The organism is Nostoc sp. (assembly GCF_036917095.1).
Taxonomy (GTDB): Bacteria; Cyanobacteriota; Cyanobacteriia; order Cyanobacteriales; family Nostocaceae; genus Nostoc.
Window position 1 is genome coordinate 120,495 of sequence record NZ_JBALFH010000054.1, and the last position, 21,211, is coordinate 141,705.

The following is a 21,211-nucleotide window of genomic DNA, read 5'->3' on the forward strand; positions in this document are numbered from 1 at the left end:
TATTTTGCCAGGATTCTTAAACTCTTAAATCTTCTCTATGCGTCCTCCTCGGTTCGTTGAAGTTTAACCAAGAATATTGCTAATGAATATACAACATCTAAAAATTAACCGCCGATTTTTTCTCAGAGCTTTAACCTCATTTAGTGTTTCCATATTCTTTGCTAGCTGTAGCCAACAACAAGCTCAAGTATCTTCAAATACAGCCCAAGCAACTGCACAAAAAGAAGTCATTCAAGTTGGGGTGACGGGAATCATATCTGAAGATATTTTGAAGTTTGTAAATACTAAGCTGGCACCTCAGGAAGGCTTAGAAGTAAAAGTTGTTACTTTTAATGACTGGATACAACCGAATACAGCTTTAAGAGACAAAGTAATCGATGCCAACTTTTTTCAACATCGACCTTTCATGAATAATGCTGTCAAGGAACTCAAAATCAATTTAGTCCCATTAAATCTAGTTTCATTAAGCACACTCGGTCTTTTCTCCAAACGGCTCAAATCAGTGAATGAGGTTCCCCAAAATGCCACAGTTACCATTGCCAATGATGTGATTAATAATGACCGAGGGCTGAGATTACTGGCAACTAATGGCTTAATCAAACTAAAGGAAAATACTAAGGATTTTGTAACTCAGAAAGACATAGCTGAGAATCCGAAAAACTTGCAAATCAAGGAAGTGGAAGGTGTTCAAGTAGTTCGAGCTATTAATGATGTAGACTTTATTGTTTCCTCGGCTCAAATGGTTGCCCTAGCAGGAATAACACCGCAATCTATGGGACAAGAGACAGCTAAAGATACAAAGTATGCTTTGGCATTAGTGACATTACAAGGTCGAGAAAATGAACCCAAAATTCAAAAGTTGAACAAACTGCTTAACGATCCACAGGTGAGAGATTTTATTAACAAGCAGTATCAGGGGCGAATAGTACCTGTATTTTAAAGACGGCGAAAGAATGAAGAATGAAAATTTTGCTACTTCATTCTTCATAAATTACGAGTTACTAAACTTAAATTGTCACATAACAGGAGAAGAAAGCCATGTATTTTGGAAAAATTGAAAAAGAATTATTTTGTGGAGAAGTTTGGTCGATTTGGCAAACAACTAAATTACCAGATCATCTACAGTTACTAGCGGATCAAGAACTAGGAAAACGCGATATCTGGGAATTACAGAGCCAAGAGCCTGATAATCAGCCGATTAATCCAAGTCTTGATGAGGACTCTAATCATTCAACAAGTATTTAATACTATTCCATATTTTATTTTGGTGCATCATAATGAGTTCAGAAGAGCACACTGCGATCGCTGTTAGCAATTCGCTGACGCAGAAAAGTACCGTTTTTACTTTAGCGATCGCTTGTGGTTTAGCAGTGGCTAATGTCTACTACAATCAGCCGCTACTGGCTGATATGGGACGTAGCTTAAATATCTCTGTCCAGCAGGTGGGATTTATTCCCACTCTCACCCAAACTGGCTATGCAGTGGGGCTGTTATTGTTAGTTCCTTTGGGTGACAGGATGGAACGCCGCTGGTTAATTGTCACTATGCTAGGTTTGCTGGCCTGTGCCTTGGTGGTGGAAGCTACAGCTCCCAATCTCCTCTGGTTATCTGTGTCGAGTTTCGTACTGGGTTTCTGTAGCATAGTGGCACATTTAGTCATTCCACTCGTTGCCCATCTGACACCCCCCTCAGAGCGAGGTAAAGCGATCGGAACGCTACTCAGTGGTATGATTCTCAGCGTCCTCCTTGCCCGTTCAGTCAGTGGGATTACTGGGGAATATCTGGGTTGGCGAGCCGTATATAGCATCTCGGCGGGTGTGATGCTTGTCTTAGCTTTTGTTATCCAAGGGCGGATACCTCAGAGTAAGCCTTCGTCTACACTCTCGTACCAGCAACTGATGCAGAGTCTTGTGCAACTCGTTCGCGAGCAGCCTGTATTACGTGAAGCGGCATTGAACGTTGCATTAGTATTTGCAGCCTTTAATGCTACCTGGGTAACTCTAGTTTTTCTGCTGGAATCTCCCGCGTATAATTACGACAGTCGAGTTGCAGGTCTATTTGGCTTAGTTGGCTTAATTGGCGTCTTTACTACCCCGATTGTTGGACGAGTAGCAGATAAGCAAGGCCCCAGAATATTAGTTGGAATAGCTGTTGTTCTATCTCTATCAGCTTTTGTGATCCTTTGGATAGCTGGTGGAACTCATTTAATGGGTCTTATATTAGGAATTCTTATTCTTGACTTGGGAATGCACACTGGTTATGTTTCAAACCAAATCCGCGTCTACAACTTAGTTCCAAATGCTGAGAGCCGGTTGAATACGGTGTATATGGTCACTAACTATACTGGCGGCGCACTCGGCTCTTTTCTTGGTACTTATACTTGGGGATTGTGGCAGTGGAATGGCGTTTGTGCTTTGGGATTTTTTTTGTTGGCTGTGGCGTTTATCGCTCATTTCAGTGTACGTAAGAGAAAATCTACAGCCGTTTAGTGCAAATCCCTCTCCAATTTTTTTTACTTAGCAAGAGAAGGAATCAATACCAATGGCACATCTGTTTGAACCATTCAAGATTCGTGAAGTTAGCTTTCGCAACCGCATCGCCGTTTCACCGATGTGTCAATATTCCAGTACAAATGGATATGCTAATGATTGGCACGTTATTCATCTAGCTTCTCGCGCAGTTGGCGGTGCAGGTATAGTGCTAACAGAGGCAGCAGCTGTGGAACCGCGTGGACGCATTAGTCCGCAAGATTTGGGAATTTGGTCAGATGCACATATAGAAACTTTAGCCAAAGCTGTAGCATTAATTCATAACTTTGGGGCTGTTGCAGGTATTCAACTTGCTCATGCAGGTAGAAAAGCCAGCACTGCCAAACCGAGTAAAGGAGGGAAAGTCCTGGATGAATCTCAGGAAGGTTGGCGTCCCTTGGTTTCGAGTAGTGCGATCGCTTTTAGTAAAGATAGCCCAGTTCCAGAAGCTCTCAGTCTTGAAGGAATTCAAGAAGTTATTGATGCCTTTGTTCAAGCTGCCAAACGTTCTCTGCAAGCTGGTTTCAAGGTAGTGGAAATCCATGCTGCTCACGGTTACCTACTGCACCAATTTCTCTCACCTCTTTCTAACCACCGAGAAGATGATTATGGTGGCAGCTTTGAAAACCGGACTCGTCTCCTCAGAGAAGTTGTTCAAGCAGTCCGAGAGGTTTGGCCCGAGACACATCCACTCTGGGTACGCATCTCCGCTACCGATTGGGTAGACAATGGTTGGGACATTGAGCAAAGTATCGCTTTAAGCGACAAACTCAAGTTTCTAGGAGTCGATCTCATCGACAGTTCATCAGGCGGTATTATACCGGGCATTAATATACCAATTAAAGCTGGTTATCAGACTCAGTTTGCCGAACGCATCCGCCGCGAAGCCGATATCTATACAGGAGCCGTAGGCTTAATTACATCCCCTGAGCAAGCTGACCAGATTATTCGCGCAGAAACAGCCGATATAGTCCTGTTGGGACGCGAACTACTCCGCAATCCTTACTGGCCGCACTTGGCAGCCAAACAGTTGGGACACGAGAAACTCTGGCCTGTTCAATACGATCGAGCTTGGCTGTGATCTCACCGAAGAGGCAGAGGGGCAGAGGGGCAGAGGGGCAGAGGGAAAAACTTACTGTAAATAACTTCCCCTGCTCCCCTGCTCCCCTGCTCCCCTGCTCCCCTGCCTCTCTTGACCTGTGTATAATTGAGCATCAACCACCTCAAACCCTTGCTGTTTGGCGGTAAGGGTTGTGGGTTGATTTGCAATAATTGTGGGTATTCGACCAGACATGGTATCATACGTAGACTAGTAATGCTGCGGGTATTTTTTTGTTTTAATAGTAAGCATACAAACTTTATGTATTGCTAACATTAAGCATTACTAACACTATTCCAGGAGAGGTTACAAAAGTTCGTTAGTAAGCGGCTCTAGCCCTTGAAGTTGAGCAAGAAATCGCTCCCACGAGCCACTAATTCAAATTTTTAACTGAAGTGTATTTTGAAAAAACAGGGTTGCAACAATTTTTAAATAGGTAAATGCTCATGCTACCAAGTAATAGAGAAAAGTTTCAAAAAGACAAACTAAAGTTTGCTGATTTTGAACTTCCGTCTGCGCTTAAATCCGTGAATTTCTCTTGTTTCGTTATCGGAGAAAGCTTATCCTTTTTTGGGTCTTGGATGACTCAAATTGCTTTAGTCTGGCTAGTTTATCAATTAACTAATTCGGCTGTATTAGTTGGCGTGGCTGGATTTACAAATCAAGCTATGGGCTTAATTATTACACCTTTGGTAGGAGTTTTGCTAGATCGCTGGAACTTACGATACGTTCTATTAACTACTCAGCTAATATCTATTCTGCTATCTTCTACACTAACTTTTTTAACTCTTAGCGATAACATCAATGTTGCATGGATTATTGCTATTGGCACACTTCAGGGAACGGTAAAAGCTTTCGATTTACCAGCACGTCAGGTAATTATTCCTAGACTTTTGGATAAGAAATCAGATACTTATAGTGCGATGGCTTCCCATTCATTCTTGATTAATACAGCTAAGTTTGTTAGTCCGATGATTGGAGGTTTACTAATTGCTCGATCTGGTGCAGCTTCCTGCTTTTTAGTAGATAGCATTAGTTATCTCCCCTTTTTATCTGCAATTTTAACTATCAAGGTTAACCCAGTTATAAATAATTCATCTACTCAAAATTCACAAATTTGGAAAAACCTCAAGGAAGGATTTGTTTACGCATACGAGTTTTTACCAATTAAATATTTATTAATATTGCAAATTATTATTTGCTTTATGGGAATGACTCATGTCAATTTAGTACCGATTTTTGCTCAAGAAGTTTTGAAAGGTAACGCTCAAACTATGGGCTTTTTGATGACAGCTTCCGCACTTGGTTCCATCGTTTCAGGTATTTACCTCATTTCTAGAAAAAATGTCATAGGACTCGGAAAAATTATAGCAAGCTCTGCCGCAATTTTAGGTTTAGGTTTAATAGTTTTTTCCCGCTCAACCAATTTAGAGATTTGTCTAGTATTCATGTTTATTATCGGCATGAATAATACTCTAACTTTGGCTTCAATTAATAACTTTATGCAATCAATTCTTCTTGAGGAAGATAAAAGAGGTAGAGTAACTAGTATATTTACAACTGGTTTCTTAGGAATCCTGCCTTTTGGTAATTTATTTTTCGGAGCATTTGCAGGTTATTTTGGTGTTACTAATGCTTTATTATTTGGCGGAATATGTTGCATTTTAGGAGCATATTTATTTAGTATACAACTGCCCAAAATGAGAAAGATAGTATATCCAATTTATGCAGAGTTGGGCTTACTTCCACAGTCAAATAAAGGCTAGCAGTTTGCTTTTTAACTGAGGTAGAAAATGTAGGATTCACGCTTCAGATATGAAGAGTTTTTAACTTCTGCTTTCTGCCTCAAAACCCAGCGTGTCACGTTTAATCCCCAGTTGCAAGCACGGAATACGACGCTGTGCGCCTCTTCTTACTGGGCTTTAACGCTCTTGCTAAGTTTATTGTAAAAACCTCTTGATTTTCATCACCGTTTGTGAGAAAGTCTGATTTAACATCCAAAATACGGTAAATCGATAGACTTATGTGATTTTAACGGTCTGACTGGAAGAAAGTGCAGCTAATATAGCTCGGCTTGAATCCTAGCAACGCGCTATCGGACTGATTAAGACTACGGAAGTGCAATAGCTACGATCGCAGCTCTGCTAATAACTACAGCAGCATAGCATTTGTGCGATCGAGGATAGCAGCACTCAATGCATACATGCCTGTTGGGAGAACAACCTCAGATTTGATTGCAAATCCAGTATTTTACCTTTTGATTTGGAATGCGTATCCCGTGCGTGGCTCAAAGTAATAGCCTTTCGCCATCCATGACAGGATTGCATGATTTATTGCCAGTGGAGAACAACGTACAATGCCAACAGACCCAAATTTTCATCAAGATTCTGAAAAAGATATTCAGGCTGATAGCGAAATCACAAAAGTTAAGCAACCTCAAACTAGCACAGGTAGCAGAAAATTATTCCTCGGTCGTGCCAGCCGACGTTCATTTTTAGGACGCGTCGGCTTGTTTAGTGCAACTAGCGTTGTGGCAGGAGTTATCGGTTCGTCGATTTCCTCTAAAAAGGGAGGAAGTGTTGTCCAGGCTCAGGAACCTGCTGCAAAGCCTGACTATGGCGACTTACGCGAGAAAGCTTTTCAAGTACGTACAACAGCAGCCAAGGTTAATCGGGAAATTGCCATCCCTCCCCATCCCACCAACAAAGATGAGGCCAAGTACGCCAACAAAATTGCCACGGATACACGAGGATTACCCCATAATCAACTGGGCGAAGTCGATCCGAAGGCTTATCAATCTTTTATTAATGCACTGAATTCCGGCGATCCCAACGAGTATGAAAAGATTATCCTGGGCGGCAAACGGAAACTGGTACAACCCCTGACTCCATTAGCAATTAGCTTGAGTGGGGTGAATACTTGCCAATTGGCGATTCCAGTGCCACCCACCCTCGATAGTGCAGAGCAGGCGGCTGAATTCCTCGAAATTGCTTGGCAACAACTGTTGCAAGATGTACCATTTAGCGAGTTCCGCAATGATACAACTAACCCGCTGATTCTGGCAGCAGTTCAGGATCTGAATCGGTTGTCAGCATTCAAAGGGCCTAAACAGAACGGACGGGTTACACCCGAACTCTTATTTCGAGGCACCGCGATTTACGTTGATGCCTCTGGTCGAACGATCTACCACACTTTACCAGGGGTAGAAGTGGGGCCTTACGTTTCCCAGTTTTTACTGCGTCCAGTGCCCGCAGGAACACATAGTTATGCTCAACTTAACCGTGTTCCTCTAGCTATTCCCGAAAACAGTTTCCAAACCAACTATGACGAATGGTTGCTAGTACAAAATGGTGGCGAATCTGGTCGAACGATTAAATTTGACTCAACCCGTCGCTACTTTATCAACGGGCGCGATCAGTCAGAGATTGCCCATACGCCACCACCAGTCTATACAAATGCGGCTTTAATTCTACTGGCCAAGCCAGTCAAGGATGACCCCCTGGCTGGCGGTGTTGGTTCACCTTACAATTCCAGCAATCCTTACAACAAGTCGAAGACACAATCGGGTGGTTCTGGGACATTTGGCCCGGGATATTCACAATCTCTGATCGGTTGGGTTAGTCCACATGCAATCAGAGCGGCTTATTGGCAAAAGTATTATGTTCACCGTCGTCTGCGAGCCGAGGCTTATGGTGGATTGGTTCACAACAACAAGGTGAATAAAACGAACTATCCGATTCACCCCGAAGTTTTTAAGTCAGAAACACTCGATCGCTTCTTCAGCAAAAACAAATCCTATCTGCTACCTCAAGCTTTTCCCGAAGGGGCACCGTTGCACTCTTCTTATCCAGGGGGCGCTTCAGTGTCCGCAGGTGCCAGTGTCACAATCTTGAAGGCGCTATTTGATGAGAGTTATGTGATTCCGAATCCAGTAGTGCCCGATCCCAACGATCCCACTAAGTTGATTCCCTATGAAGGGCCACCGCTAACGGTGGGTGGTGAATTGAACAAACTGGCGGCGAATATTGGCTTGGGGCGTGATAGCGCTGGGATTCACTGGCGCACAGATGCAGCAGCGTCCTTGGCTCTTGGCGAAGCGATCGCCATTGGCATTCTTAAGGATGAAAAGCTAACCTTCCGCGAAAAATTTGAAGGTTTCACATTCACCAAATTTGATGGCACAAAAATCACCATTTAAAATTTCACTCTTTAGAAAAGCACCATCCCAACTTTAGTAATTGGCGTTTTCTCAGTGGTAATACTATGCCTAACCTTCGGAAATTTTACTCGCGATTGCACTTTCTACTCTTAGGCATAGTTTTAGCGATCGCGCTCTTTATCTGCATATCACAAGCACCTAATGCAACAAATACAGTATCAGCAATAGAAATATCGCAGGATATACAACTAGCGAAGAAATTAGGTAAAGACATTATTGTTGCTTGCCCTGTTGTCACAGATGTTAAAAATTTAGCTGCCTTCAACTCATGCGCTGACAAACTCTCTAAGTTAAAAATCCTCCGCGACACTATGAACGCACCATTTTTATGGGGCGCTCAAAGCAAAGTTGGTAACTACAATATCAAAGATAGTCAAACAACTGCATTCGATCCCTTGGTTTGGCGTCGCATTTACCTTGCTACCTTTATGTTCAAAGGTGAACCCCAAATTGAACAGGTAAACAACTTAATTGTCATTCACCTTCCGACTCAGTTCCGTAACCAGTTTGATATTGGCGCTTATCCTTATCCGTTCTGGCACTCATCGAAAAAGTGGGATTCCTACCAGCAAAGTACTGAATTACTTTTGTTTCTGGAGCAAGGAAAGCTTAAAGGAGCGTTGCGTTCAGCTGTAGTCGATCCACAACGCCCAAAGGTAAACCATGCATGGGACGGTAAGTGGATTTGGACTGACGCTCGCGGACAAAAGCAGCCTTACGTAACACTCTATACGCGGTTGTTTTCTCCCTCAAACCCACATGTCGCCAAAGTTGATGCTGCTTATCGTGCATTTGAGACCAAGCTGCGGCAGAATGCTTGTGTTGTCTGCCACAGTCCTGACAACGCCAGTAAGCAGAATCCCTTAATAATGCTCAGTTATCCCAATCAAGCACTCTCTTTACGGCACGAAACTGTACGCCAAATCAAAGAGAAACGGATGCCACCTCCATCTGGTATTTTTGACGATCGAGAGCGACAACAGCTGATTGAACTCGCCCAGACATTTGCCCAAGCAGGCGATCGAGCTCTTGCTTACGAAGGTGAAAAAATAACTTCTGGAAAAAACTAATACCAACAAAAGTAGTTGTGTGTCATGGCGATCGCAACTCCCAAACTGCTTAATTTTGAAGAAAGCGATCGCCATAACAGTATATTTTGTACGAAATTCTTAATCTAATCATTTTTAACTCCAGCAACACGATTGAGATACAGTAGTTTATAGCCTAGCTTTTGCAAAGTAATGCTTGTAGCAGTGCAATGCTCTGGGAAACCAATGGTAAAAGATTTATCTGGACTGGAAATTACTACTGATTCATCAGCAGCGGTAGATGCCATCGATCGCTTTGTTGACCAATTACTGTGTGTTGGTAACGATGCCCAAGTTATTCTCAAAGCAGTTGAGGCCGATCCGGCTTGTGCGATGCCTTCGGCGGGCGTAGCCATCGCTAATACTCAAGTTGCCGCCTTTTATTTGTTTGCTGGTGGCTCTGCTGCCTTAACCCAGGCAACATCTTATCTGAAAGTGGCGAAATCTTACCTGAAAAGAGCTAACGATCGCGAAAAACTTTATCTCGCCGCAATTGAAGCTTGGGCAAACCGAGACATTGCTCAAGCCATCGCCCACCATGAAGCGATCGCCGTTGCCTTTCCCCGCGATTTAGCTTCGGTGCATCTTGCCCAATACCACTATAGAAATTCCGGTAACAGCCAGGGGATGCTGCGGATTGCCGAAAAAGTTTTCGCCGCCAATCGTGACAACCCGTATATGTATGGGATGCTAGCTTTCGCCTTAGAAGAGTGTCATCGCCTAGAAGAAGCGGAGGAAGCAGGACGAAAAGCGATCGCCCTGAAACGGGATAACCGTTGGGCACACCACGCCGTTGCTCATGTATTAGAAACTCAAGGACGCCTAGAAGAGGGAATTAGCTTAATGGAGAGTCTTAGCGATACTTGGGAAGATGGTAGCTCGGCTTTTTATGGACACCTTTGGTGGCATACATCCCTTTACTACCTGGATATTGAAAATTTTGCCAAAGTATTAGAAATATATGACACGCGCATTTGGGGACGTGCCAAAAAAGATAATGGACGCGAGCAGATTAATGCGATCGCACTATTGCTACGTCTAGAGTTACGCGGTGTAAATGTCGGTTCTCGCTGGCAGGAACTTGCTGCTTACCTGCAACCACGGCTACACGAACACGTCCTCGCTTTCCTAGATTTGCAATATATCTATGCACTAGAGCGGGGCGGTAAAGATGACTGGGCGGGTGAGATGTTAGAGAGTATGCAAACTTATGGAGAGAATGTCTTACCTTATGCGCGGCGTACTTGGGTAGAGGTAGGAGTACCAGCTGCTAGGGGGATGATTGCCCATGCTCGTGGGGATTGGGAGAATGCGTAGGCGTAGCCCGTCGTAGACATCGCTCAACTAGAGCCAGTGTTACCCAATTTATATTCCACAGGTGGATCTCATGCTCAACGAGATTTATTTGAGCAAATTTATCTCGATGCACTGATTCGCGATCGGCAGTATTACAAAGCCTTAAATGTTCTGGAAAAGCGCAATGCTGCCCGTGGCAATATTCCAGCGATACAAAAAGAATTAGCTAATACTTACAGCCAGCTAGGACACATTGATGAAGCACATCAAGCCTCTCAACTTGCTTTAGAACTTTCACAACGTTATCAAAAAGTAGAGCAAACAGTATGACAACATACGTAAATCTTGGCAAAAGTGGACTAAAAGTATCGCGCCTCGCTTTAGGCGCTATGACCTATGGCTCTCGCAAATGGCATGAATGGGTATTAGAAGAAGAAGAAAGTCGTCCATTCATTAAACTGGCTTTGGAGTTGGGGATTAATTTTTTTGACACCGCCGATGTATATTCCTTGGGTGTCAGTGAAGAAATCCTGGGACGGGCGCTTAAAGATTTTGCCAAAAGAGATCAAGTCGTCATTGCTACCAAAGTATTCAATAAAGTCGGTGATGGCCCCAACGATCGCGGACTATCTCGCAAGCACATTTTTGATAGCATTGATGCCTCATTGCGGCGGCTACAAACTGATTACGTCGATTTGTACCAAATTCACCGTTGGGACTACGAGACACCAATTGAGGAAACCCTAGAGGCACTACATGATGTAGTCAAATCAGGTAAAGTCCGTTACTTGGGAATCTCAAGTGTTTACGCATGGCAGTTTGCTAAAGCCCTTTATCTAGCTGACAAACATGGTTGGACTCGCTTTATATCGATCCAAAACCACTACAACTTGGTTTATCGGGAAGAAGAGCGAGAGATAATACCCCTATCTCTAGACCAAGGGATTGGGATTATTCCCTGGAGTCCTTTAGCGCGAGGCTTTCTGGCGGGGAATCGGAAAAAAGAAGGCTTTGGGGAAACTGTACGGGCAAAAACTGACGAATTGGGTCATAATCGCTACTATCAAGATTCGGATTTTCAAGTAGTCGATCGCGTCGTAGAATTAGCCCAAAAACGCGGTGTTAAACCAACGCAAATCGCCCTAGCTTGGCTATTGCATCAACCGGGTGTGACAGCTCCGATTGTTGGTGCTAGTAAGATAGAGCATCTCAAAGAAGCGGTGGAGGCTGTGGATTTAGTGCTTTCTGAGGAAGAGCGTAAGTTCTTAGAGGAACCCTACAAACCTCATCTCATCATAGGGCATCGCTAGCTTGAGATTTTAAACTGCCGATAAACTCAAATAATTATCTAAAATCATCTGAGTTTATCGGCGGTTTAAATTTGGAATGGTATTAGTGGCAATGGTTGCGATCAATCCGTAGTTGACCAAGAATCAATAATACGAGTGCGAACAGAACTGGTTATTTTTGACTGTGACGGAGTGTTAGTAGATAGCGAGACATTGGGCAATCGCGTTCTTGTCCAATTTGTCGCAGAATTCGGACTCGCGTTGGAGCTTGAAGAAGCCATTTTATTATTCAAAGGTTGCAAAATGGCTGATTGTGTTGCTGTCATTGAGCAAAGGCTTGAGCAGAAATTGCCGCAAGATTTTGTGACTCAGCTTCGTGCCCGCACTGCCGAAGTATTTGAGCATGAACTGCTTCCTGTGGAAGGAATAGAGGCGGCTTTAGACAAAATTAATCTACCTATCTGCGTTGCTTCTAGTGGGCCGTTAGAAAAAATTAAGTTAGCTCTACGTGTCACTAACCTGCTACCTCGATTTGAAGGACGTATCTTTAGTTCCTATGAAATTGGAAGCTGGAAACCAGCACCTGACTTATTCTTATATGCAGCTAAAAATATGGGAGTTCAACCTTCATCTTGCACTGTTGTAGAAGATAGTGTTTTGGGTGTGCGTGCAGGTGTTGCCGCTAATATGAGAGTTTTAGGGTACACCAATCAGAGTGAAGCTACTCTACTAGAGTCATTTGGAGTAACTGTCTTTCACTCTATGTGCCAGCTGCCTTCTTTACTGTCATACCATTAGTTTATAGGTTGGGTAACGATCGCAAAATCAAATCCAGATAACTTAACTGAGTTGTAAAAAATCACTCATATTGAATAAACAAAGAATTTTGAGGTTGTACATCAGGAGTAATGTAATGTCATTATCTACAAAAAGACCTATTGCCACCTATACACGAATGGCAGATGGAACAAAAGAGGATTATCTGCTGTTACAGGAACACTCTAAGCCTCGCTTGAATGAGGTTGGCGATCGCGCACTGACACTTTTACTTGGCTTGCAAGAGAGTCATCCAGGAAATCTGATCGATCGCTATCAGCATTCGCTACAAACGGCAACACGGGCTTTTCGGGATGAGGCAGAAGAAGAAGTCGTGGTGGCTGCATTACTGCACGATATTGGAGATTTACTAGCACCCGTAAATCACGCAGAGCTAGCAGCAGCCATCCTCAAACCTTATGTAAGTCCAGCTACCCATTGGATAATTGAACATCATGGGATTTTTCAAGGCTATTATTTCTGGCATCATACAGGAGGCGATCGCCATGCTAGAGAAAAGTTTCGAGGTCATCCTTACTTTGACCGCACTGCTGAGTTCTGCCATAAGTGGGATCAAGAATCATTCGATCCAAACTATGATACTTTGCCGCTGACTTTCTTTGAGCCGATGGTACACCGGATCTTCGCTCGTCAACCTTGGGGCGAGCATACAAAACAGGAATCTTAAAATAATTCGTAATTCGTAATTAAAGACTGTTTCAGACTCTTATATAGACCCTGACTGAAAAAAAGCGCCATGTATAAACGACCTAACAGTGCGTCTCCAACAGTTGGATAATTAAACCCAAAAATTGTGAATTACGAATTAGTAACTAGTTAAAAGTATTGGAGTGCAGGAGTCACGTCGCTTTGCTCCGAATTCAAAATTCAAAATTCAAAATTCAAAATTCAAAATTCAAAATTAATGATCCCCATAAATAAATTTAGGAGCTTGTATCCTTTTCGTTTTCGGTCAAACATGATTCGATTCGACCATGCCAACAAGGCACTCATTCTGTCGGTTGCATTCCTCCCCTTGCTAGGACTGTATGGGTGTGGGCAGCAAGCCAGCCCGCAAAAAACAGCAACTGTCGATCTGTCGCAAGTGACTGTAGTTTTGGGCGATCAAGTAGGTAGCACGCGGGCGCTTGTCGAAGCTGCCAATGCACTTGAAGGTGTACCCTATAAATACAAATGGGCAAGCTTCCAGGGTGCAGCACCTTTGTTTGAAGCGCTGCGTGTGGGTGCAGTCGATACCGCGCCTGCCGGCGATCTTCCAGTTCTGGCCGCAGCCGTGGGTCAGACGCCGCTCAAGATCCTTGCAACCAGGGTCGGTAAGGGCGAAGGACTTGGCATCATCGTTCACGCCGATTCTCCCATCAAACGTGTAGCCGACTTGAAGGGCAAGACGGCGATCGTGTCCTCGGCGCGGGGCAGTATCTCGCAGTACCAGCTCTACGGTGCGCTCGAAGAGGTTGGTCTCAAACGCAGTGATGTAAAGGTCAAATTCGTGCTGCCGACTGATGCGGCTGCGGCCTTCTCATCTAAGAATATCGAAGTGTGGGCGACCTTCGATCCCTACTTCTACGTGGCGCAGCAAAATGGTGGGCGGGTGCTGCGCGACGGTCAGGGCATCAGCAGTGGATTGTCGTTAATCACCGCAAGCGACAAGGCCTTGGCCGATCCGGGCAAGCGGGCGGCGATCGCTGATTTTTTGAAGCGGCTGAACAAAGCCAGTGACTGGGCGATCGCGAATCCAGACGCTTATGCTCAGGTTTACGCGAAACTGTCACGCTTGCCACTAAACACCTCGAAATCCATTACCCAACGCTCCGCGCGAGAACTGCGCCCGGTCAGCAATGACGATATCCGCGCATTGCAAACCGTGGCCGATCGTTCCTACCAGGACGAAATCCTGCCTGTACGGATCGAGGTGCGTTCCATCGTTGACCAAAGTATCTGGACGAAATGACGCGTTTAGCTCAAACTTTCCGGAAGTTTTAGCCATGTCTAAAAATGACTGAAACTTAGACTAAGCAATGCAAAAATACCCACTCTGCTTTATTTAGTGGGAATAGAGATTTCCCAAATTCCTGCATTTCCACCATATTCCAGAACATAAATCTTATTGCCGATAATTTCACTATCAATGGGATTACTAAAACCTTCGACAATGCGCGTGGCGTTAAGTTTATAGCTGGTAGTTCCGACTTTAGTTAACTTTAAATGCAGTAAGTCTTGACCGGCATCTTTAAAAGGGCCTGGTATTTTATCGCCAGTGGGATCGCCTGTTGTCCAACTCAACATGAATCCATCTTTGTTGTATTCTGGACTCATTACTCCTTGTGTATCAAAAACTAAGCCCAAAGGAGAACGGTGTGATGTAAAAGTGCTCACACTTTGCCCAAGAATACTAGCGTCTTTGATTTTGCCATCTTGAGGATCGCGGTAATTGTCTGCGTCCGGCCCAAAATTAGGAATTGGTTCAATTAAGTTAGCAGGCCGAATAGGAAAGGTTGGATCGTTACGAAAGTAGCCTTTTGTGACTGCGCCAAATAAGGGGTTTAACAAACGGTCATTGGCAGGATTATAATTGGGGTATTGTTGTGGATTGTCTGTCCCACCAATACGCCAGGGAAAGCCATAATTACCACCTAGACGTAGCCAATTTAATTCTTCTGACATGTCGCGATCGGGGCCATTTTCTGTGCCAAATAAATCCCCGTTGGGTGCAAAAGCCATATCGAAAGTATTACGTGTTCCTTCTGCAAAAATATAGCCAGCTGTCTTTAAGGTTGCTCGATTGTTTGCCAGAAAGAGATTTTTACCATTAGTAGGAAGGCGGAGTATACAGGCGGTTAATCCTACTTCGCGAGTATTAGGATATAGACCATCAGCAGACTGAACTTCACCGTGATCGGTACGAGAACCGCTATTCACATAGATAAAATTACCATCCGGGCTAACAACCACGCCGTTGAAGCGATGATCGTAGGCTGTTTTGCTTTTAGGATAGGGTGCACTCTTAGCTAAGACAGACCAGATGCGCTGTCCTGTACTCGAATTAATTACGCCTTTAGCAATAATTGCTTTGGTCTGGTTATTTACAACGTCTGCATTGCCAACCAAATAAATTGTACCGTTAGGGCCAATGGCCATACCTTGAGTCTCACCGATATTATGATTACTAGAGGTGTAGACAAGTGTACGAGTAGAAGAACTTAAATTGACTCGATAAATCTCACCATTTCGTTTGAGGTAATAGAGGGTATTGTCTCGTGGATCTTTTGCAATCCGAACAGAAGGAGAGTCCGATAAGGTATTGGTAATATTGCGAATCTGAATATCAGGACGCAGAGCTTTAGGTGCAGCATTTACTTCAGTAATGCCATGATTTAATAGAGCCATTGTAAATAACAGCGTTTTGGCGGTAAAAAGGCACTTTTTAAGAGCTAAATTACCGATAAATCTGCGTCGCTCTTGGTTGGATGAGTTCGTGCTATTCATTATTGTCTTCATAAAATAGTCAGATGATTTTGTTACTAAATCTTCATTGATGAGGGAAAACTTTTAGAAATTACGGCGTGAAATAAGCAATAGGTAATATTTTCTAAATAGTCTCTTGTCGAGTAAGAGCGGACATGTGGTTATGTCCCTATAGTCAGCAGTAAAAGTATCCTTCAATCTGTCTTTTGATGTCAGTACTACTTTAAGTTGACAATGCCAAACTGACTTCTAACGTATAAGGAGCAGGGTTGCTATCACTAGAGCCAGAGAAAGTTCCGCCATCTTGAGGGAAGAAAGCATATCTACTCATTGAAATTGAGTACGTTCCAGCACCCAGTGAAGCAGCGATTAATGACCCAAAGTCGGGGCCACTATCGTCGTCACTTTGCAATAAAGTCCCAGCATTATTAAACAGGCCAATAACTGTATCATCGGTTGTTACCGCACTGATGGTAACAATTTCTGGATTTGCTAGAGAAAATGTAAAAAAGTCGAAATCGGGTTTGTCGCCCGGTTGAACTGTTACTAACTGACCTGAGAGATTAACGTCTGAGCCTGATGATAAAGAACCCAATCCTTCAGCGCTAGCTAGTGTATTGTTTGTAGCTTGTCCAGCATTTTCTTGCTCATTGAAAAGGAAATCGTCACTATCAAGTTTAAGGTTCACTTTCCCCTGCACAATACCTATAATCTCATCTGGCTCTGCTCCTGGTTTGTCTAAAAATATTTGTGTGTTGGCTCCAACAGATTGCAAGCGGTAGTTTTTTGGTGAGCCTTTGAGTTCTATTCCATCTTCACTAGAGTTGAAGTCAGTAATAGTAGCCAAGTCCCCAAAACCAGCATTCGTTGTGTTTTTATCGTCGTAGTAGACATTTCTAGCGTCCCCAAGGACAAATCTATCTAGCCCAACCCCGCCAGTTAAGATATCAGTCTCCCCTAATCCAGGTGAGACTGGACTATTGGGCCAAACACCAATGAGGATATCGTTTCCAGACCCTCCATTGAGTATGTCATTGCCGGGCCCGCCCTGTAGACTATCATTGCCATCCTCACCATTGAGGGTATCATTACCAAAATTACCATCTAGGGTGTCATCGCCTGCTCTCCCATTCAGAGTATTGTTAGCAGTATTACCAAAGAAGAAGTTGTTAAGACTGTTACCTGTGCCGTTGATGGCGCTAGTTCCAGTCAGCGTCAGGTTCTCTAAATTAACACCCAGTGTGTAGGTGACAGAAGACCGGACGGTATCTGTGCCTGAATTAGCAGCCTCCGTAATGGTATCGACAGCAGTGTCAATGATGTAAGTGTCGTTGCCTACTCCCCCATTTAAGGTATCAGTACCCAAGCCGCCATCAAGTGTGTCATTGCCAAGGTCACCGATTAAACTGTCGTTTCCCGTGCCGCCAAACAGATTATCATTACCAGCCGCACCATTCAGGGTGTCGTTACCAGACAAACTATTGCCATTACCACCATTAGCCCAACCATATATTGTGTCATCTCCTGAAGTCCCATTTCTGGTGTCAGGAGCTGTAGTACCGTAAATAACTGCCATATTATTTTTCCTAGATTTCTAACTAATGCCTAAGTTTGGCTTCAGTCAAAGAACTCTTTATAAGTTCAATGGGGATTACTTAAAGCTGTAAGTTTAAATACAGATATCTTTTTTAACCTAATTAATACCAATATTTTCTAAAAAATATTAGTTATTGATTTGGTTAGTTGATTATGCAAATGGGAAGTAATTGGGCAAAATTTATTTTAATTATTTATTTTCCTTATAGGTTTTTATTTTTAACTCAGCAGTAATTATTTAATTATCATGAGCGAAAGGTTACGTCAAATCCTTTACCATATCTTCAAAATATCAAATTTGTAATTTTTAATACTGTTAGAAAGTTTAATTAAGTCTTTTTTCCAACATCCTGTTTTTTTTAGTAAAGGTTACAAGATTTTTCAGCTTAATACGGTATTCTCGTTAAGTTAGGTTTCAATATTAATTTATTTTTGTAAAAATATGCTTTTTTAGTATATAAATGCATTTTAAAATACATAAGTTAAATTAATACTTTCCCAGAAAATTCTTGAGCTTAATAAGACTTAAACTTTACATAAATTTTATATACTTTTTTTAAGAACTAACACTTGTTTCGGGAAGAGATGCCCCAAAAAAAATGGTGCTAAATTCAAGCTTAATGAACCTAATTAACTCAGCAGTGCTGGGTGATTTTTTACCACGAATTAGTTTAAACTTCTACTTTTTCACTTTTGTAAACTAATTGTGTCTCGAACCGTCAGGCATAATTGCCTCCTGAAGATTTACGCCACTGAGGTTAGCTTCTCTAAGGTCGGCTCCTCTTAGGTTAGCTCCTCTAAGATTTGCCCCTACCAAATTCGCGCCTCTAAGGTTAGTCCAACTCAAATCAGCTTGACTCAAATCAGCTTCACTTAGGTTAGCCCGCAACAGGTAAGCACCACTGAGGTGAGCCTTGTTCAGATTGGCTTTGTACAGCTGAGTTTTGTAAAGATAAGCGCCCAACACTTCTGCTTCGTACAAAGTTGCTTCGCTGAGGTCAGCCGCAATCAAGTTAGCTTCCATGAGGTTGGCAAAAGAGAGATTTGTCCGAATTAACTTCGCTGCGCCTAAATCGGCATCTCTCAAGTTAGCGCCTCTTAAGTCGGTTCCAATTAGATTAGCATGAGCGATCGCAGCGCCTCTAAGATTCGTCTCACTCAAGTCGGCTCCAATGAAATTGGCATGACTTAAATCTGCCTGCGTAAGTATAGCACCACTCAAGTTAGCAACACTAAAGTTAGCATCACTCAGATTAGCTTCAACCAGAAAGGCTTTGGAGAGATTGGCACTACTGAGGTCAGCACCACTGAGGTTTGCTCGCACGAGTAAAGCATTACCCAAATCCACCTTGCTCAAGTTTACCCCCTGGAGGTTTGCGCCTCTGAGGTTATCCCCTTGCAGGTTTGCAGCACTGAGGTCTGGTTCAATCTGGGGATTTTTCTCTCTCCACTCAATCCATGTAACTGCACCTGCTTTCAGTAAAGCTAGATGCTCTCGATTTGCCATTTTTTCTCCTTTACTCCTGACGCCCACCCAGAGGATTTGCCCGACCAGCTACACTTTCAATGGCCGTTAACGCTCCCTGAGCACCTGCTAGAATATCCTGTTCTTGTCCACCTAAGTAAAGCCGTCCAAAGCTACCTACAGCTTGAACTTCAAGAATGTTAATCCTCGCTGCTTTCTCCGCTTCATTGGCAGCCAGTGCGGCATAAGCAGCAGGCTCCACTTCTAATACATATAGTGTTTGTCCTGCTAGTAATAGCTGTCCCCGACGCGTGCGATTAATGAGTTGTGTTTGATAAGCATCGATGTTGCGGATAATCTGGCTAGAAATAACACGCGGTTTGAGACATTCCTCTCTTCGGACTCCCAGTGCCGCCAAAATTGCTTGCCCAGCAGCTCGCGTTTCGCCTTGGGAGCTAGAATGAACTTCCAACAGTCCGTATAGTCGTTCAACTACCTGTACTCCCGGACGGACAGAGGCAGATTTCAGAGCTATATCCGTAATTTTATTAATTTCGATACCAGGAGAGATTTCAATCCACAGTGATGTATCCCCTGGTAATGGTAAGAAGCCTTGGGCTACTGTTCCCATATATGCTGCATGTTGAGGTTGCAGGTTGTCGAGAAATACGAAACTGCGTAGCTCTATTCCCAAGATTTTGCTCTCCAGTCATAAGGGTAAAAGTTATCTATTGCAAGATATGAGTGCCTAACTTGGGGCATGTTAACCACAAGTGAAGGATGGAAAAATACAAAGTAACGCGATGTGCAACTTATCCTTAGAACCCCTCTCCAAACCTCTCCCCCACAGGGAGAGAGGCTTTGATTCTTGCTCCCCAACGCTAGTAGGGAAAGGGTTGGGGGTTAGGTCTGAGAGAAAGTTGCACACGGCGTAAAGTAGAAAAATTTTGCTGTCGATAAATCTTACACCTGAGAATTACTCTGGCAGTAAAAACCGCCTTGACAATTGTACAAGCTTTATTACACACAAATCGCTGCTTGCAATGCCCAACTGGTCTTGATTTACTGATAAAGTTGATGTTACAAAAAAGTTTTTAGCTAAACTGAAGCGGGGAAAGTCCACTCGACTTCTGCGGATATCTTCAAAATGCTGCGAAAACCGCAGTCAATCAAACTGACAGTCCTAATATTTACACATTGACAAAGTGGGCAAGAAGTGATGCAGATGGAAACAAGGAAATAACAGGCTATTTGCTAATTAACTTTGACTGGCAGAGTAATCATAAACTCAGTCCTTCGTCTGAGGTTGAGTTAACTGCGATCGCTCCACCATATTTTTCTACCACAATTTGACGAGCGATATCTGACGACAAGCTGCTTTACGTCTCAATCCGGTAAACATATCAGTTAGCTAGTTAAAGTGAAAATGATGGGTACACTCAAATAGTCATATATATTTGAAAATTTATATGGGCACTTCTTACGGTTCTATCCACATTCGCTCAACTGACACTGAAGAAATTGTAGAAATTGTAAAAAGGCTTGCTGCACAAGAAAAACTAAAATTTTTAATTTCTCCATGTATTAATGGTTGGATTAGTGTCTATTCTTCAGAAGAAGGGCAAAATCCTACAGTTATTAAGGCGATCGCACAGCAATTTTCCGGTCATTTGATTAATCTTATTCTTTATCATGACGATTTTTTTTATTACGAATATTACAGAAGTCATCAATTAATTAATGCCTATAGTTCAGATCCAGAATATTTTGGGCCTATATCTAGAGAAGAAAAATCAAGATTAACTGGCAAGCCGGAAGTATTTGCTGATTTGCTAGCTGAACTGCCAAACAATCAAACAACTATTGAAGAGATTGCTGAACTTTTGACAGTTGCCTCTGAAGAAGAACGTGAGGAAATCTATCAAAGAAGCTTAGAAATATTAAAAAATTTAGAGTCAGGTGCAAACCATGCTGATCTTAGCGAGTTGCCTCGCGATGAAGTTTTTCAAGCAGCAAAACAATTTTCTGATTTTGCTAAACTTTTCAACATCAGTAATGCTTCAACTTGCTATGAATATCTTCAGAATGATGAGGATGAAAAAATTGAACGATGGTCAGAATTTGTTCACATTCCAGATCCCTCGATTGAACTAGCACAAAAGCAGAGAGAAAAAGCCAGGAGAGATCGAGTTCTAACTGAATTAAATATAGCAGGTATCTTATTAGTTACAGTGTCTATAGGACTAGTATTTGATTTCTGAAAAAGATCCGTACATTTGAAGAGTGTCAAAATCAAAGGTAGTGTGTCGGAGAAACCATTCAAACATCC

At 43.0% G+C, this 21,211-nt stretch carries 20 protein-coding genes; 15 read left to right on the top strand and 5 right to left on the bottom strand.

Annotation, left to right across the window (positions count from 1 at the left end):
- The first annotated feature begins 82 nt into the window (after nt 1-82).
- The 4 genes from V7L01_RS32190 (at nt 83) to V7L01_RS32205 (ending at nt 3,609) form a co-directional block, all read left to right on the top strand.
- The gene (locus V7L01_RS32190) at nt 83-940 is read left to right on the top strand and encodes a MetQ/NlpA family ABC transporter substrate-binding protein (protein WP_335042214.1); all 858 of its coding nucleotides are present in this window, start codon (nt 83-85) and stop codon (nt 938-940) included.
- Nucleotides 941-1,038: 98 nt separating this feature from the next.
- Nucleotides 1,039-1,245, top strand: a complete 207-nt coding sequence (locus V7L01_RS32195) for a hypothetical protein (RefSeq protein ID WP_335042216.1) — start codon at nt 1,039-1,041, stop codon at nt 1,243-1,245.
- A 32-nt stretch (nt 1,246-1,277) separates the two neighbouring features.
- On the top strand, nt 1,278-2,489 hold the full coding sequence (locus V7L01_RS32200) for an MFS transporter (protein WP_335042218.1): 1,212 nt from the start codon (nt 1,278-1,280) through the stop codon (nt 2,487-2,489).
- Between the two features lie 52 nt (nt 2,490-2,541).
- Complete coding sequence (locus V7L01_RS32205; RefSeq protein WP_335042219.1) at nt 2,542-3,609, top strand: NADH:flavin oxidoreductase/NADH oxidase; 1,068 nt, start codon at nt 2,542-2,544, stop codon at nt 3,607-3,609.
- A 51-nt stretch (nt 3,610-3,660) separates the two neighbouring features.
- Here the strand turns inward: V7L01_RS32205 and V7L01_RS32210 are convergent, their stop codons facing one another.
- Nucleotides 3,661-3,822, bottom strand: a complete 162-nt coding sequence (locus tag V7L01_RS32210; RefSeq protein WP_335042221.1) for a hypothetical protein — start codon at nt 3,820-3,822, stop codon at nt 3,661-3,663.
- 251 nt (nt 3,823-4,073) lie between these two features.
- On the opposite strand from V7L01_RS32210, the gene V7L01_RS32215 reads away from it, so the two are divergent.
- From V7L01_RS32215 to V7L01_RS32255, 9 genes are all read left to right on the top strand, one after another.
- Nucleotides 4,074-5,393: an MFS transporter gene (locus V7L01_RS32215; RefSeq protein ID WP_335042223.1), complete on the top strand. Its 1,320-nt coding sequence runs from the start codon at nt 4,074-4,076 to the stop codon at nt 5,391-5,393.
- Between the two features lie 590 nt (nt 5,394-5,983).
- Nucleotides 5,984-7,825: a vanadium-dependent haloperoxidase gene (locus V7L01_RS32220; protein WP_335042226.1), complete on the top strand. Its 1,842-nt coding sequence runs from the start codon at nt 5,984-5,986 to the stop codon at nt 7,823-7,825.
- Between the two features lie 65 nt (nt 7,826-7,890).
- Nucleotides 7,891-8,916, top strand: coding sequence for a c-type cytochrome (locus tag V7L01_RS32225; RefSeq protein ID WP_335042228.1), 1,026 nt, complete (start codon nt 7,891-7,893; stop codon nt 8,914-8,916).
- A gap of 204 nt (nt 8,917-9,120) precedes the next feature.
- Nucleotides 9,121-10,251, top strand: a complete 1,131-nt coding sequence (locus tag V7L01_RS32230; RefSeq protein ID WP_335042231.1) for a tetratricopeptide repeat protein — start codon at nt 9,121-9,123, stop codon at nt 10,249-10,251.
- A gap of 36 nt (nt 10,252-10,287) precedes the next feature.
- Entirely contained in the window at nt 10,288-10,560 is a 273-nt protein-coding gene (locus tag V7L01_RS32235; protein WP_335042233.1) for a hypothetical protein, read from the top strand.
- Nucleotides 10,557-11,540: an aldo/keto reductase gene (locus V7L01_RS32240; RefSeq protein ID WP_335042235.1), complete on the top strand. Its 984-nt coding sequence runs from the start codon at nt 10,557-10,559 to the stop codon at nt 11,538-11,540. Before V7L01_RS32235 ends, V7L01_RS32240 begins: the two co-directional genes overlap by 4 nt.
- A gap of 135 nt (nt 11,541-11,675) precedes the next feature.
- A complete protein-coding gene (locus V7L01_RS32245; RefSeq protein WP_335042237.1) occupies nt 11,676-12,317 on the top strand; it encodes an HAD family hydrolase in 642 nt (213 codons plus the stop codon).
- Nucleotides 12,318-12,432: 115 nt separating this feature from the next.
- The gene (locus tag V7L01_RS32250) at nt 12,433-13,023 is read left to right on the top strand and encodes an HD domain-containing protein (RefSeq protein WP_335042239.1); all 591 of its coding nucleotides are present in this window, start codon (nt 12,433-12,435) and stop codon (nt 13,021-13,023) included.
- Between the two features lie 291 nt (nt 13,024-13,314).
- Nucleotides 13,315-14,307: an ABC transporter substrate-binding protein gene (locus V7L01_RS32255; protein WP_335042242.1), complete on the top strand. Its 993-nt coding sequence runs from the start codon at nt 13,315-13,317 to the stop codon at nt 14,305-14,307.
- 89 nt (nt 14,308-14,396) lie between these two features.
- On the opposite strand, the gene V7L01_RS32260 is transcribed toward V7L01_RS32255, so the two are convergent.
- The 4 genes from V7L01_RS32260 to V7L01_RS32275 all read right to left on the bottom strand — a co-directional run bounded on the left by V7L01_RS32260 (nt 14,397) and on the right by V7L01_RS32275 (nt 19,576).
- Entirely contained in the window at nt 14,397-15,842 is a 1,446-nt protein-coding gene (locus V7L01_RS32260) for a PQQ-dependent sugar dehydrogenase (protein WP_335042244.1), read from the bottom strand.
- 202 nt (nt 15,843-16,044) lie between these two features.
- Nucleotides 16,045-17,397 carry a calcium-binding protein gene (locus tag V7L01_RS32265; RefSeq protein WP_335042247.1) on the bottom strand — a complete coding sequence of 451 codons (1,353 nt, stop codon included), beginning with the start codon at nt 17,395-17,397 and terminating at the stop codon, nt 16,045-16,047.
- Nucleotides 17,398-18,117: 720 nt separating this feature from the next.
- Entirely contained in the window at nt 18,118-18,924 is an 807-nt protein-coding gene (locus tag V7L01_RS32270; protein WP_335042249.1) for a pentapeptide repeat-containing protein, read from the bottom strand.
- A gap of 10 nt (nt 18,925-18,934) precedes the next feature.
- A complete protein-coding gene (locus V7L01_RS32275; RefSeq protein WP_335042251.1) occupies nt 18,935-19,576 on the bottom strand; it encodes a hypothetical protein in 642 nt (213 codons plus the stop codon).
- 503 nt (nt 19,577-20,079) lie between these two features.
- Here V7L01_RS32275 and V7L01_RS32280 point away from each other — a divergent pair.
- Both V7L01_RS32280 and V7L01_RS32285 read left to right on the top strand, forming a co-directional pair.
- A complete protein-coding gene (locus V7L01_RS32280) occupies nt 20,080-20,235 on the top strand; it encodes a hypothetical protein (protein ID WP_335042253.1) in 156 nt (51 codons plus the stop codon).
- 104 nt (nt 20,236-20,339) lie between these two features.
- Nucleotides 20,340-21,143 carry a hypothetical protein gene (locus tag V7L01_RS32285; RefSeq protein WP_335042254.1) on the top strand — a complete coding sequence of 268 codons (804 nt, stop codon included), beginning with the start codon at nt 20,340-20,342 and terminating at the stop codon, nt 21,141-21,143.
- Nucleotides 21,144-21,211: the final 68 nt, after the last annotated feature.

Coding starts and splice junctions, on each gene's coding strand:
- V7L01_RS32205 (WP_335042219.1), top strand. CDS start 2,542: ATGGCACATCTGTTTGAACCATTCAAGATTCGTGAAGTTAGCTTTCGC.
- V7L01_RS32220 (WP_335042226.1), top strand. CDS start 5,984: ATGCCAACAGACCCAAATTTTCATCAAGATTCTGAAAAAGATATTCAG.
- V7L01_RS32240 (WP_335042235.1), top strand. CDS start 10,557: ATGACAACATACGTAAATCTTGGCAAAAGTGGACTAAAAGTATCGCGC.
- V7L01_RS32225 (WP_335042228.1), top strand. CDS start 7,891: ATGCCTAACCTTCGGAAATTTTACTCGCGATTGCACTTTCTACTCTTA.
- V7L01_RS32215 (WP_335042223.1), top strand. CDS start 4,074: ATGCTACCAAGTAATAGAGAAAAGTTTCAAAAAGACAAACTAAAGTTT.
- V7L01_RS32260 (WP_335042244.1), bottom strand. CDS start 15,842: ATGAATAGCACGAACTCATCCAACCAAGAGCGACGCAGATTTATCGGT.
- V7L01_RS32265 (WP_335042247.1), bottom strand. CDS start 17,397: ATGGCAGTTATTTACGGTACTACAGCTCCTGACACCAGAAATGGGACT.
- V7L01_RS32195 (WP_335042216.1), top strand. CDS start 1,039: ATGTATTTTGGAAAAATTGAAAAAGAATTATTTTGTGGAGAAGTTTGG.
- V7L01_RS32190 (WP_335042214.1), top strand. CDS start 83: ATGAATATACAACATCTAAAAATTAACCGCCGATTTTTTCTCAGAGCT.
- V7L01_RS32210 (WP_335042221.1), bottom strand. CDS start 3,822: ATGTCTGGTCGAATACCCACAATTATTGCAAATCAACCCACAACCCTT.
- V7L01_RS32230 (WP_335042231.1), top strand. CDS start 9,121: ATGGTAAAAGATTTATCTGGACTGGAAATTACTACTGATTCATCAGCA.
- V7L01_RS32200 (WP_335042218.1), top strand. CDS start 1,278: ATGAGTTCAGAAGAGCACACTGCGATCGCTGTTAGCAATTCGCTGACG.
- V7L01_RS32270 (WP_335042249.1), bottom strand. CDS start 18,924: ATGGCAAATCGAGAGCATCTAGCTTTACTGAAAGCAGGTGCAGTTACA.
- V7L01_RS32255 (WP_335042242.1), top strand. CDS start 13,315: ATGATTCGATTCGACCATGCCAACAAGGCACTCATTCTGTCGGTTGCA.
- V7L01_RS32250 (WP_335042239.1), top strand. CDS start 12,433: ATGTCATTATCTACAAAAAGACCTATTGCCACCTATACACGAATGGCA.